This window comes from Citrobacter sp. W9, from assembly GCF_026719375.1.
GTDB lineage: Bacteria > Pseudomonadota > Gammaproteobacteria > Enterobacterales > Enterobacteriaceae > Citrobacter > Citrobacter werkmanii.
In genome coordinates this window covers 267,248-280,933 of record NZ_JAPPTE010000002.1, presented here as the reverse complement: position 1 = coordinate 280,933, position 13,686 = coordinate 267,248, and the positions used below count along the sequence as shown (strand labels likewise).

General features: G+C 51.3%; 11 protein-coding genes and 1 riboswitch. Of the genes, 6 read left to right on the top strand and 5 right to left on the bottom strand.

The window, feature by feature from the left end:
- Positions 1 to 765: 765 nt before the first annotated feature.
- From OOJ59_RS06065 to OOJ59_RS06045, 5 genes are all read left to right on the top strand, one after another.
- The gene (locus OOJ59_RS06065; RefSeq protein WP_160956052.1) at positions 766 to 3,891 is read left to right on the top strand and encodes an efflux RND transporter permease subunit; all 3,126 of its coding nucleotides are present in this window, start codon (positions 766 to 768) and stop codon (positions 3,889 to 3,891) included.
- Positions 3,884 to 4,501 (top strand): TetR/AcrR family transcriptional regulator, encoded by a 618-nt coding sequence (locus OOJ59_RS06060; RefSeq protein ID WP_160956053.1) that lies wholly within the window; start codon positions 3,884 to 3,886, stop codon positions 4,499 to 4,501. Before OOJ59_RS06065 ends, OOJ59_RS06060 begins: the two co-directional genes overlap by 8 nt.
- Before the next feature lie 219 nt (positions 4,502 to 4,720).
- Positions 4,721 to 4,817: riboswitch (TPP riboswitch) on the top strand.
- A 31-nt stretch (positions 4,818 to 4,848) separates the two neighbouring features.
- Positions 4,849 to 5,637, top strand: a complete 789-nt coding sequence (gene thiM / locus OOJ59_RS06055; protein ID WP_038641915.1) for a hydroxyethylthiazole kinase — start codon at positions 4,849 to 4,851, stop codon at positions 5,635 to 5,637.
- Entirely contained in the window at positions 5,634 to 6,434 is an 801-nt protein-coding gene (gene thiD, locus OOJ59_RS06050) for a bifunctional hydroxymethylpyrimidine kinase/phosphomethylpyrimidine kinase (protein WP_087855934.1), read from the top strand. Before thiM ends, thiD begins: the two co-directional genes overlap by 4 nt.
- Before the next feature lie 42 nt (positions 6,435 to 6,476).
- Positions 6,477 to 7,223: a GntR family transcriptional regulator gene (locus OOJ59_RS06045; protein WP_038641911.1), complete on the top strand. Its 747-nt coding sequence runs from the start codon at positions 6,477 to 6,479 to the stop codon at positions 7,221 to 7,223.
- Here the strand turns inward: OOJ59_RS06045 and OOJ59_RS06040 are convergent.
- From OOJ59_RS06040 to OOJ59_RS06030, 3 genes are read right to left on the bottom strand one after another with little or no spacing between them, the layout of a single operon-like run.
- Complete coding sequence (locus OOJ59_RS06040; protein ID WP_193157085.1) at positions 7,197 to 8,165, bottom strand: PfkB family carbohydrate kinase; 969 nt, start codon at positions 8,163 to 8,165, stop codon at positions 7,197 to 7,199. The two genes, OOJ59_RS06045 and OOJ59_RS06040, sit on opposite strands and share 27 nt — an antisense overlap.
- The gene (locus OOJ59_RS06035) at positions 8,162 to 9,166 is read right to left on the bottom strand and encodes an ADP-ribosylglycohydrolase family protein (RefSeq protein ID WP_160956056.1); all 1,005 of its coding nucleotides are present in this window, start codon (positions 9,164 to 9,166) and stop codon (positions 8,162 to 8,164) included. The genes OOJ59_RS06040 and OOJ59_RS06035 overlap by 4 nt, the downstream gene beginning before the upstream one ends.
- The gene (locus OOJ59_RS06030) at positions 9,163 to 10,440 is read right to left on the bottom strand and encodes a nucleoside permease (protein ID WP_038641902.1); all 1,278 of its coding nucleotides are present in this window, start codon (positions 10,438 to 10,440) and stop codon (positions 9,163 to 9,165) included. The genes OOJ59_RS06035 and OOJ59_RS06030 overlap by 4 nt, the downstream gene beginning before the upstream one ends.
- A 252-nt stretch (positions 10,441 to 10,692) precedes the next feature.
- Here OOJ59_RS06030 and fbaB point away from each other — a divergent pair, with 252 nt between their 5' ends.
- Positions 10,693 to 11,745, top strand: coding sequence for a class I fructose-bisphosphate aldolase (fbaB, locus tag OOJ59_RS06025; protein ID WP_160956057.1), 1,053 nt, complete (start codon positions 10,693 to 10,695; stop codon positions 11,743 to 11,745).
- A 21-nt stretch (positions 11,746 to 11,766) separates the two neighbouring features.
- Here the strand turns inward: fbaB and yegS are convergent, their stop codons facing one another.
- Both yegS and artJ read right to left on the bottom strand, forming a co-directional pair.
- Positions 11,767 to 12,666 carry a lipid kinase YegS gene (gene yegS / locus OOJ59_RS06020; protein WP_160956058.1) on the bottom strand — a complete coding sequence of 300 codons (900 nt, stop codon included), beginning with the start codon at positions 12,664 to 12,666 and terminating at the stop codon, positions 11,767 to 11,769.
- Between the two features lie 130 nt (positions 12,667 to 12,796).
- Positions 12,797 to 13,528, bottom strand: a complete 732-nt coding sequence (gene artJ, locus OOJ59_RS06015) for an arginine ABC transporter substrate-binding protein ArtJ (RefSeq protein ID WP_061382043.1) — start codon at positions 13,526 to 13,528, stop codon at positions 12,797 to 12,799.
- Positions 13,529 to 13,686 lie beyond the last annotated feature (158 nt).

Below are 13,686 nucleotides of genomic sequence, written 5' to 3'. Positions count from 1 at the left end.
ATCTGACAAGGACTTTTTTGTTATCACTCCAGAAATTTCGTAAAAAGTGTAAATGAATGTACAGCATTGCGACAATTTAGAGTGGCAATTTAGCGATGAGGTGTCACGTTTTTGCATATCAACTCAGCGTAGCGCTGTTCCACAGCATACATGAGTTGCTCCGGTTTCTGTGGCCCGGAACAATTGTCTTCAAGAAAACCCACTACTGGAATGGAGTAAAAAAGTTGATGCTTGTTTAATCAATTTATTTACTTTACTGTAAAGTAAATAAATTGGCGAGGCTTTACTATGACGAACTTTAGTAAATGGGGAAAGTTATTAATTTTCATATTGTTAATGACTTTGTCATGTCATCTTAAGGCATCTCTGCCTGGAAGGGGGTCTGTAGAGCCAAAGACGGTTGATCGCTGTCTTGTCATGCGGGACCGGGAGCAGGCTTGCTTTCAGTGTACCGATTTGAATTATCAGCATATGCAGTTACGACTCAGCTATTTACGTTTTTTACTACTCCAAAATAGTTTCACTATCCAAACCTATGACTATTTATGGCGTGAACATCAACGAACAATGTCTTGCCTCGAAATCAGCAGATACATTGTCGCGAAAGCAATCAATATTCTGCTATGCCCAGCAACGGTCAAATTACCCATACCTCAACCTGTTTTTAATTTGTGGCAAACATCGCATATGGCTTTTATTCAACGAGCCAGGCCTCCGCACGTGTTTTCACTGCGCGACCCCATTGACTAAACGGAGGAAAACACGATGCTGGCTCACTTCTTTATTTTCCGTCCTGTGTTCTCCGCGGTCATTGCTATTTGCATCGTTTCTGCTGGTATCCTGGCTCTTTTAACACTGCCTGTTGAGCAGTATCCGGATATTGCGCCACCGGGGGTGAACGTTACGGCAAACTACCCAGGCGCTTCTGCGCAAAACGTTGAGGACAGCGTAACGCAGCTACTTGAACAGCAAATAAAAGGAATTGATGGTCTGCTTTATTTTTCTTCAACCAGCAGTTCAGCTGGCCAGTCCCGTATTAGCCTTAGTTTTGAACAAGGTATCAATCCCGATATAGCCCAGGTCCAGGTACAAAATGCTGTAAACCAGGCTATGACACGGCTACCGCAGGAAGTGCAACAACAGGGACTTTCTGTGACTAAATCACAGGGAGATAGCCTGATGGTTATCTCCTTATATGACCAGAACGACCGTTTAACCAGTGTCGATATCAGCGACTTCCTTATCAACACGTTGCAGGAGCCCTTAAGTAGAGTTAAGGGGGTGGGAGAAACAACAGTTTTTGGTGCGCAATATGCTATGCGGATTTGGCTCAACCCACATCAGCTCAATAATTATGGTTTGATGCCCTCTGATGTACAAACGGCTATCGAGGCACAAAATTCGCAAGTTACCAGCGGAGAAATTGGCTCTCTTCCTTCTCTCAATGATCAGTATCTGAATGCGACGGTGACCGCCCAGTCCCGCCTGGAAACATCGACGCAATTTGAAAGTATCATTCTTCGGACAAATAATGATGGCTCAGCTGTATATTTGCGAGATGTTGCTCGAGTCGAACTCGGGGCTGAAAACTATCAGAATCTGACCACACTTAATGGTCATCCTGCGGCTGGAATATCTATTCAACTCGCATCCGGAGCTAATGCTCTGGAAACTGCTGAAAAGGTTCGCGCTGAAGTTAACAGATTAAAAGATCGATTTCCGCAAGGCATTGTAGTTGCCTATCCTCGTGACAGTACTCCGTTTGTGACGGTGTCCATCACAAATGTTGTGCAGACGCTGATTGAAGCGATCGTTTTTGTTGTGGTGGTAATGTATCTGTTCTTACAAAACTGGAGAGCCACATTAATTCCCTCATTGACGGTGCCTGTCGTATTATTGGGCACATTCGGCATCCTCAGCCTGCTAGGGTATAGCATCAATACCTTAACACTTTTTGCCATGGTGCTTGCCATTGGGTTACTTGTCGACGACGCGATTGTCGTGGTTGAGAATGTCGAACGAGTAATGGAAGAAGAACATCTCGAGCCGCTGCAGGCTACGCTAAACTCCATGCGGGAAATAACCGGTGCATTAATAGGTATCGCGCTGGTCTTATCCGCAGTTTTTATTCCAGTTGCGTTTTTTGGTGGCTCAGTCGGCATTATTTACCGCCAGTTCACGGTCACCATTGTTTCTGCTATGGTGCTTTCCGTGCTGGTTGCACTGACTTTAACCCCTACATTGTGCGCTCATTTGCTTAAAAGCCGAAATGAGAAGAAAGGGAAATTCTTCACTCATTTCAACAGGTATGTCGAAAAAAGCCAGCATCGCTATATTAATGTGCTCGCGCAAATATCAGCACGCCCTGTGAGAATCATTATTCTCGCTTTTCTGATGTCGATGTTCATGGTTTGGCAATATCAAAAACTCGCGACCAGTTTTCTTCCGGAGGAGGATCAGGGGGCAATATCAATCCAGTTCACTCTTCCTCCAGGGGCGCCAATGTCAATGACTCAGAGGGTTGGAGATGAAATCACACGCTATTTCATGACGCAGGAGAATGCCAATCTTAACGCTATATTTACTGTCGCTGGACGAAATAACGCAGGTAGCGGGCAAAATGTGGGAATGTCCGTTGCTGAGTTAAAGCACTGGAACGAACGTCAGGGGGAAACTAACAGCGCTCAGGCTATTATCGCAAGAGCTAATCAATATTTTAATCAAACGTCTCAGAATGCCTCTGTCAGCATTGTATCGCCACCCACAGTTCGGGGGCTAGGACAATCCAGCGGGTTCGAATTATGGCTTCAGGACATTTCAGACCGCGGTTACCACAGTCTTAATCAGGCGCAAACAATGTTACTTACGGCTGCCAGAGAAAACCAAAATCTGAGCGCTGTGCGAATGAACAGCCTGGCCGAGAAGGCGTTGCTGCAGGTAGATATTGACAGACAAAAAGCACAAGCTCACGGCCTTGAACAGGCGGATATCAACGAAACGCTTTCTGCTGCATGGGGAGGGATTTACGTTAATGACTTTATTGACCGTGGCCGTGTAAAAAGGGTTTATATACAAGGTGATGCGCCATGGCGTTCACTACCTGAAAACTTATCCTCCTGGTTTGTACGTAACAGTAGCGATAATATGACCTCATTCGCCAGTTTTGCTTCCTTCCGCTGGACTACTGGTCCACAAATGCTTCAGCGATTCAATGGATTACCTGCTGTGCAATTTCAAGGAGACGCAGCTCCGGGAATAAGTTCTGGGGCAGCAATGGCTGAAATGGCCCGGCTGATAGTGCCAATTGAAGGATTTGATCTGCAGTGGAGCGGGATATCATGGCAGGAACAGGCTTCATCGGCACAGACACTATGGGTATATCTTGCCTCCGTTGCGTTCGTATTTTTATGTCTGGCTGCTTTATATGAAAGCTGGTCTGTGCCCATTGCTGTGCTGCTGATTATCCCACTTGGGGTTCTCGGCGCAGTGAGCGCAGCCTTGATCGCCGGATTTGAAAATGATGTCTACTTCCAGGTGGGTATACTCACAACGATGGGGCTCTCAGCAAAAAATGCAATTCTCATTATTGAATTTGCTCTGGCGCAAATCCGCAAGGGTAAACCTTTGATTCAGGCTGCTTTTGAAGGAGCAAGATTACGCTTACGTCCTGTCATCATGACGTCTCTGGCATTTGTTGTTGGTGTTATCCCTCTGGTACTCTCTACTGGCGCAGGGGCCTCCAGCCAAAAAGAGATTGGAACTTCGGTAATCGGCGGTATGCTCACAGGCACGTTACTGACGCTGCTCTTTGTCCCAATATTTTTTATTCTCATTCAGCAGGGAATCTCGAGACTGAAAAAAGGCAAACGTAAGGAATGCAATAATGGTTAATCAACGCGGGCGGCCAATGAAGTCCCGTCCTCGCATTTTACAAACGGCATGTGAGCTGTTTCTCAAGCATGGCATTGACGTGTCTCTTGATACTATTGCCAGTGAAGCAGGGACAACGCGGCCGACACTTTACAGCCATTTCCCAGGGGGAAAGGATGCTCTCCTGCTGGCAACGTTTGAATTTCTGAATGACAAAATGCAGCCGCCTTTACGCCAGTTGCTCCAGGAGCAACTGGATTTTCCCGATCTCCTGCGAGGGTTTGCCCGGGTTGTACAGAATCATTTCTACACCCCGGAGAATATCCATTTCCAGCGATTATTGATTCAAGTGCTGGTTCAAAAGCCCGATTTACATGTCATGCTGGAGCAAAGAAACTCTGGACGCGTTTTGCAGGCGTTGACGGAAATTCTGGAACAGAAAAATAATGAAGGAATAGTAACGCTAGATGATCCTGAATTACAGGCTACGGCTTTCCTCGGGGCCATTATGGGATATCTGCTTCCTGGTGCGATAATTGCGCAAAAAGCAGTTGATCCCCATAAACTTGAGAAACTGGCTGAATGTTCAATTGCAACGTTTCTGTCTGCCTGGAAATTTAAGCAGGGATGATCGTTGTGTCCCCGCATTGAGACGCTATACGAAATGCCTGAGTGGATGACGTCGCCTGCGCCAATGATCATCCTTTCCAGAATCAACCCCTGCTGTTCACTTCCCTCACTGACTGGTAAAGTATGTGGTGTGGATACATTCCGCCATTCAGTAAATGGATAGCAGGGGCTCGAGTATGTAAGTTTCTCTCGCTATCCTTTAATATTATTGAGTTTTATGTAAAACGACTCGGGGTGCCCTTCTTTGTGAAGGCTGAGAAATACCCGTACCACCTGATCTGGATAATGCCAGCGTAGGGAAGTCTGACACTGCTCGTGTCCCTTCTTCGCGCGGGCAGGAGCTGAACCATGCAGCCTGACCTGCACAGCCGCGCGCTCGCGGCCCATGCCTTACACCACTTTAGAACGCTTTCCCCCCTCACGCACTGTATGACCAATGAGGTCGTGCAAAACTTTACCGCCAATACGCTGCTGGCGTTAGGCGCATCACCTGCGATGGTGGTTGAACCTGAAGAAGCCAGCCAGTTTGCGGCTATTGCCAGCGCATTGCTGGTTAACGTCGGCACGCTTACCCTGGAGCGGGCCACGGCGATGCGCGTCGCCGTTGAGCAGGCGCTTCTTGCTAAAACCCCCTGGACGCTCGATCCCGTTGCCGTGGGCGCTCTTGAGTTTCGCCGCCGCTTCTGTCTGGATTTACTGTCGCTACAGCCAGCCGTAATTCGCGGTAATGCCTCGGAAATACTGGCGCTGGCAGGAATGAACGGCGGGGGGCGTGGCGTGGACACGACCGATACGCCAGCCGCTGCGCTTGGCGCGGCCCGGGCGCTGGCCCGTCAGGTAGAGACCATCGTCGTGGTGACTGGCGAAGTGGACTATGTTACCGATGGTCTGCGCACTGTCTGCGTGAATGGCGGCGATCCGTTGATGACGCGCGTGGTCGGCACCGGATGTGCGCTATCTGCGGTCGTTGCGGCCAGTTGCGCGCTGCCCGGTGACCGGCTTGATAACGTCGCCTCCGCCTGTAGCTGGATGAAACAGGCCGGACAAATCGCCACGCAACAATCGACCGGGCCGGGCAGTTTTGTCCCGGCATTTCTCGACGCCCTCTATAACCTGAACGCGCAGGAGCAAGCATGAAACGGATTAACGCATTAACGATTGCCGGAACCGATCCCAGTGGTGGCGCGGGTATTCAGGCCGATTTAAAAACGTTCTCCGCGCTTGGCGCTTACGGCTGTTCGGTGATCACGGCGTTGGTGGCGCAAAATACGCGTGGGGTGCAGTCGGTGTATCGCATTGAACCTGACTTTGTCGCTGCGCAACTGGACTCGGTGTTCAGCGATGTACGTATCGACACCACCAAAATCGGCATGCTGGCGGAAGCGGATATTGTTGAAGCGGTCGCCGAACGTTTGCACCGCCATCGGGTGCAAAATGTGGTGCTGGATACGGTAATGCTGGCGAAAAGCGGCGATCCGTTACTGTCGCCCGCAGCGGTAGAAACGCTGCGTACCCGTTTGCTGCCGCAGGTTTCAATTATCACCCCAAATTTGCCGGAGGCCGCGGCATTGCTCGGCGCATCGCATGCGCAAACGGAACAGGAGATGTTAGAACAGGGAAGGGCGCTGCGAGCGCTGGGCTGTGAGGCGGTGCTGATGAAAGGCGGTCATCTGGAGGATGCGCAAAGCCCGGACTGGCTGTTTACCCGTGACGGCGAACAGCGTTTTACTGCGCCCCGTGTTATCACTAAAAACACCCACGGTACCGGTTGTACGCTGTCCGCAGCGCTGGCGGCGCTGCGTCCACGGCATAACAACTGGGCTGATACGGTACAGGAAGCCAAGCTGTGGCTTTCAGCTGCGCTGGCACAAGCCGACACCCTTGAAGTCGGGCAGGGAATAGGTCCGGTGCATCATTTCCACGCGTGGTGGTAATGAGTATACTGGCAGCAGAAACGTCTGCCTGGAAAAAGATAAATGGAACAAGCGCATACCCAGCTTATCGCGCAACTGAATGAACGCATTGCAGCGGCAGATAACACGCCGCTGTATATGAAATTTGCGCAAACGGTGAAAAACGCTGTGCGCTGCGGGATCCTCGAGCATGGCAATATCCTGCCCGGCGAGCGCGATCTCAGTCAGTTGACCGGCGTGTCGCGAATTACGGTACGCAAGGCAATGCAGGCCCTGGAGGAAGAAGGCGTGGTGACACGCGCCCGCGGTTACGGGACGCAGATCAACAACATCTTCGAGTATTCGCTTAAAGAAGCGCGGGGTTTCTCGCAGCAGGTCGTTTTACGCGGTAAAAAACCAGATACGCTGTGGGTCAACAAGCGCATTGTGCCTTGTCCGGAAGAGGTAGCGCAGCAGTTGGCTGTTGCCGCCGGGAGTGACGTTTTTCTGCTCAAGCGTATTCGCTATGTCGATGAAGACGCCGTTTCTATTGAAGAGTCATGGGTGCCGGTCCAACTAATCCATGATGTGGATGCCATCGGCGTTTCGCTGTACGACTATTTTCGCAGCCAGCATATCTTCCCGCAGCGCACGCGTTCACGCGTCAGCGCCAGGATGCCTGACGCAGAGTTCCAGGCACACATTCAAATGGACAGCAAAGTGCCGGTGCTGGTGATCAAGCAGGTAGCGCTTGACCAGCAGCAACGGCCCATTGAATACAGCATCAGCTATTGCCGAAGCGATCTATACGTCTTTGTGTGCGAGGAGTAACGCCTCTCGCGAGGGGGCGCAATCGCCGCCGCGATGCCCGACTACCCAGGAAGCCACCGCATTGCCCAGCAGTACCGCATCAGCCAGCGGCCAGCCTGACGCCAGTCCGGCCAGCATGCCGCCGGCGTGGCTGTCGCCCGCGCCAATGGTATCCACGATGGTCGTCTTAAATGCTGGTACGCAACCGGATGTTTGCGCGCTGAAATACCACGCGCCGTCTTTATCGTGGCGTATCACCACCGGCGCGGCGAAACGGCGTACCCACTCTGCGCCAAAACCCTCTACATCCTGGCTTAATGCAAAACGCTCGGCGGCAATTTCGGCCTCCTGTCGATTGAGTGATACCAGTGGTCGGCAGGCCATGATTCGCGCCATTAAGGCGTCTGAAATATCGCCGATTCGCGGACCAAAATCGATAAACGGCGTCACGTCTTCCAGACCTTCCAGCCACTGGACCAGCAGCTCGCCACATGGAGAGGCTAACTGATAGCCTGACAGATAGACCAGGCTGTTACGCGGGATGTTCAGATGCGCCAACCAGTCGGTGTTCCACTGGTTTTCGACGCCGCTAAAAGACATAAAGGTTCGTTCGCCATCCGGTTCCACCAGCGCCAGACACCAACCGTTATCGCCTTCTGCGTTGTCGATCAGGCTATGCAATCCCTCTTTTGCCATCCGGTTGCGGATAATATCGGCCCATACCCCCTGACCCAGCGGTAGCGCATTGCTGGCGCTGATACCTAAACGCCTGAGCGCAACGGCAATATTGAGCGCGCAGCCGCCAATGTTAACGCCTTGCTGTTTAAGCTCGATATCACACCCGCGCCAGGGGAGGGCATACGCATCGGCAATAACATCAATGACCGCTGCCCCCACCACCGTAACCGGCCTGTGTGAACCTAACTGGGGGAGAAGTTGTTGCAGACGCGTGGTGCTGTTCATAGCGCCTCCCGTTGTCCGCGCAGTCGCAGTAATCCGCTGGCATAGCGGGTAAAGTCCAGTTGATTTACCGCATCCAGTTCCTGTTTCAATGCCGGGTCAATCGCGCTTACGCCATGTAACGCACCGCAAATAGCGGTCGCCATTGCCCCGATGGTGTCGGTATCGCCCCCAAGATTCGCGCACAGAATGGCGCAGCGGTTAGGATCGGTCTGCGCCAGTTCGACCATCGCGATGGCGCAGGGCACGGACTCAATGGTGCTGGTTCCGGCCCCAACGACCTGGTATAACTGCTCGCTGGCGGACTCTATACCATCGGCATGACGAACGATTTTCAGCGCCAGTTCAAGACGGGCAGAGAGCGAGGCGCTAAAGGTGGTGATCCGTTTTTGCTGCGCATGTCGGGCAATGGCAGGCAGCGCGTCGACGATCTCCGACCATTTTTCTCCGTCGATAGCACGCGACACCGCCCACGCGATGACGACAGCGCCGGCGACAGCCAGATCCGATTTATGTGTCGGGCTGGAGGCCAGTGCGACGTCATCAATAAAGGTATCGAGATCGTGCGCGGGCAGCAGACATCCCAGCGGCGAAACGCGCATTGCCGCTCCGTTAGTGACGCCATTATTTTCCAGTTCGGCAACAGGTTTGCCGTTGCGAATGGCATTTAGCGCAATTTTTGACGTTGGACCAAGCACGTTTTTATTAAAGGCATCGAAACGTTCGGCCCAGGCCAGAATATTGCGGCCAATAACGTCTGGAACTATCTTTCCATCACATTCAAGCAAGGCATCAGCCAGACACAGGGCCATGGATGTGTCATCGGTAAACTCCGCCTGGTTAAAATAACAGGCGGCATTATTCTCCGCAGGTCCAGGCAAAAAACGGTCGATCCAACCGAAGTGTGCTTTAACCCGGGTTCTTGGCCACAGTTCAGACGGCATGCCCATCGCATCCCCTAACGCCTGCCCATAAAGAGCACCGAGAATACGTTCTGCTTTCATTTCACTTCCCCTTGTTTCAACGCTACATCGCGATCGTCCACCTGAATGGCGGTAATTTCTTTATCTGATTCGCGAAAGAAAATCATAAACAGCACGGCAATGACGGCGATCATGATCGCGCCAAATCCCCACATGCCCGCCCAGTTGAAGGTGAGACCATTAATCGGTTCCTTATAGGCAAACATTTTTTCCATCATTACGCCGCCCAGGCGATAACCCAGCAGGCTGCCGAATCCCTGACAGCAGAGCGTGATAAGCCCTTGCGCTGCGGTGCGCATGTGTACCGGCGCTTTTTTATCGACATAGATATAAGCCGTAACGTAGTAGAAGTCGTAACTGACGCCGTGTAGCAGAATGCCGAGAAACAGCAGGGCATAAGTGAAATATTCTTCCGCACCGCCGTAAACGAAGAATCCGTAGCGGATAGCCGCAGTAATAAGACCAAGCAGCAATACCTTTTTAATGCCAAAGCGTTTGGTGAAGAACGGCAGCGCCAGCATAAAGAAGATTTCAGAGAACTGGCCCAGCGTCATCCAACCGGTCGCATTTTTCATCCCAACTTCTGTCAGATAACCGTTGGCGAAGATGTAATAAAATGCCAGCGGCATGGCAAACAGGAATGAGCAACAGAAAAAGACGAGGAAGTTCTTATCCCGCAGCAGGATCAGCGCATCCAGCCCCAGCATGACTTTGAAATCCATCTTGCCGGTACTTTTCGGCGGCGTATCCGGTAAAAAGAACGCAAAAACGCCTAACAGCGCGGAACTTCCGGCCGTAACAAGCAGGGGGATATTGGTGGGGGAAATATCGCTATAGCCGAGCATTTGCGGCAAGAAGCCGCAGGCCAAACCAGACGCAATCCAGCCAATGGTGCCCATCACGCGAATGCGTGGGAAATCACGTTCCACGTCCGGTACGTTGGCAAAAGCGATACTGTTGGTTAACGCAATTGTCGGCATATAGGTCAGTGAATAGGCCAGTAACAGCGGGAAGAATCCGCTAAAGGTGGTTTGCTGCGCGGCGAAGTACATAAGGATAGCGCCGACAAACATCAATACGGCGAGGACTTTTTGCGCTGAGAAGAAACGGTCAGTGATAGAGCCGACCAGAATCGGCGACAGGATCGCAGCAATGGCGGTACAGGCGTACGACCAACCAATTTCACCCGCGGTAAAGCCACTTTTGCTGAGCCACAGCCAAAGCGGGACAAACCAGGCGCCCCAGATAAACCACTCAACAAACATCATGAACGACAGCTTAACTGTAGTTTTCATCTTTAAATCCTTCATGACAGGTAAGGTACGCGTTGATAGTACCACCTGATAATACCTTTAAAATACCTTTGCGGTCTAAATTTGACCGCCTTAACATTATTTCTTCCTGAATCGTTCCAGCGGAAATCGCTGAAAAGTGCGCTAAAGATGGAAAAAAAGCGCAGTCGGTACCAGGCTTATTGCTGCCCGCAAAAAAGCGGGTCAGGATAATTCACATTCCGATTATTAATCGGAACTTACGGGAGCATAGCTATGACTGATATTGCGCAGTTGCTTGGCAAAGATGCCGACAGCCTTTTACAGCATCGTTGTATGACCATTCCTTCTGACCAACTTTACCTGCCAGGACATGATTACGTTGATCGCGTAATGGTTGATAACAACCGTCCCCCAGCCGTACTGCGTAATATGCAGACGCTGTATAACACGGGGCGCCTGGCTGGAACAGGGTACCTGTCGATTCTTCCGGTGGACCAGGGCGTGGAGCACTCCGCTGGGGCATCGTTTGCGGCTAACCCGTTGTACTTTGATCCAAAGAATATCGTGGAACTGGCAATCGAAGCAGGGTGTAACTGCGTGGCATCGACCTATGGCGTGCTGGCTTCTGTTTCCCGCCGTTACGCGCACCGTATTCCGTTCCTTGTGAAGATTAACCACAACGAAACGCTCAGTTATCCCAATACGTTTGACCAGACGTTATATGCCAGCGTCGAGCAGGCGTTCAATATGGGCGCGGTGGCGGTCGGGGCGACTATTTATTTCGGTTCTGAGGCGTCTCGACGTCAGATTGAAGAGATTTCCGCCGCGTTTGAGCGTGCCCATGAGCTGGGTATGGTCACCGTACTGTGGGCTTATCTGCGTAACTCCGCGTTTAAGAAAGACGGGGTGGATTATCATGTCTCCGCCGATCTCACTGGTCAGGCTAACCATCTGGCCGCCACCATTGGGGCGGATATCGTGAAGCAGAAAATGGCGGAAAATAACGGCGGATACAAAGCCGTTAACTTTGGCTACACCGACGATCGCGTCTACAACAAGCTGACCAGCGACAACCCGATTGACCTGGTACGTTATCAGTTGGCGAACTGCTATATGGGGCGCGCCGGATTAATTAACTCTGGCGGCGCTGCCGGTGGAGAAACCGATCTGAGCGATGCGGTACGTACGGCAGTCATTAATAAACGCGCTGGCGGTATGGGGCTGATCCTTGGACGCAAAGCATTCAAGAAAACCATGGCCGACGGCGTTAAGCTGATTAACGCCGTGCAGGATGTTTATCTGGACAGCAAAGTCACCATTGCCTGATTGCGGCGGGGTGCCGTTTTGTTAGCGCAACAACGGGCAACCCGGCGGCAATCTGCAACGTAGCGCCGCGGGCAGGATTTCAATATGAAACTCCTGTCCGCTGAGCGGTTCGCCATCAAGATTAAAGGTAATTTCGTGTGGGGCGCGGATATCAAACCACGATGAAGCGCCATCAATGATATTAGGGTTGTCTTCGGATTGCGTTAACGCTGAAAGCAGCCCGGGCAGCAACTCCTCGCCGGTAAAAATGCGCAGTTGCAGCAATCCGTCGTTAATCAGCGCCGTCGGGCAAAGCTGTTGTCCACCACCGGCCTGGCGGCCATTACCAATCCCAATCACCAGCGCTTTGCCCTGCCAGTGAAAATCATCTCCACGGATGTCGCAGACGTCGGGCTTGAGCGTATCCATGCGCATTAAACCGTGAATAAAATACGATACGCCGCCCAGCGCGGCTTTGAGTTTTTCTGGCGTTTCGGTGGTGATACGAGTGCCGAAGCCGCCGGTCGCCATGTTGATAAAACAGGTTTTATCATTGACCTGCACCATATCGATCTCTGTCGCATTTCCGGCGATAGCCAGTTTTAACGCTTTATCCAATGCTTCAGGAATACCCACGCTGGTGGCAAAGTCATTCGCCGTTCCCAACGGTAAAATACCCAGGGCGGGAACATTGCCGCCCTGCGACTGGATTAGCGCTGTCGAGACTTCGTTGATCGTGCCATCGCCGCCGCCGGCAATCACCGTTGCAACGCCTAATCGACGCGCTTCATCAACGTAACGTTGAGCGTCGCCTTTTTCCCAGGTGACGCGTACATGAATTTCCACGCCCTCATCGCGAAGCTGCGCAATAGTTTCACGCAGAGGGAGATTATCAGCACTTTTTCCATTGAGGATCAGCAAGCTGGCAGGAAACGCTATCATCCTTATGCCTCATTCTTTATCGTTTTAATTAGTGTATGCCATGAATGCATTTCTGGCGTAAGAACTGACTGAAAGCGCAGGCGAAGAGATAAAAAAAGCCGCGGTTGCGGCTTTTCAGATTGAGCGGAAATTACTGCGGGAACCACTGATCGCTGATTTTTTGGTAGGTACCGTCCGCTTTGATGGCGGCCAGTGCGTTATTCAGTTTTTCCAGCAGGGCTTTGTTATCCGGGCGAACCGCAATGCCAAGACCGGTACCGAAGTATTGTGGGTCGGTCACTTTGTCGGTAGCCACGCCTAACTGCGGGTTAGTTTTCAGCCACTCGTTAACGACGGCGGTATCGCCAAATACGCCATCAATACGGCCATTTTTCAGGTCGATAATCGCATTCTGATAGCTGTCATAGGCCACGGTTTTCACTTCAGGATGTTTGTCCTGCAGGTATTTCTGGTGCGTGGTGCCGTTTTCCATACCGATGCGTTTTCCTTTCAGATCGGCAAAGGTTTTATAGGCGTCTTTCTTGGCAATAACCAGCGCGGAGTTAGCATAGTAAGGCTGTGTGAACGCAACCTGTTTGCTACGTTCAGGCGTGATATCCATTCCGGAAATCACTGCATCATATTTTTTGAATTTCAGCGCGGGGATCAGGCTGTCGAAAGCATGATTGGTAAAAGTACATTCCGCCTGCATTTGTTTGCACAGCGCCGTTGCCAGGTCAATGTCAAAACCGACAATTTTGTTGCTCGCGTCCAGCGATTCAAATGGCGGATAAGTCGCTGATACACCAAAGCTAATTTTATCAGCGGCTGAGGCGCCAGCGGCGAAAGTAGCCAGTAATGCGGCCAGTACTAACTTTTTCATGGTGGAACTCCCGTCTGTCAATCTTATGATGATTTACCGTGTCTGCGGCGTGAATTAACAATGCCATTTAATGAATTTATATGCAATAAAAATGATTAAGTATTTTATCGATATAAAAAAAGACGGGCGGTTGTTAGACTTGCCCGTCTTTTATTTTT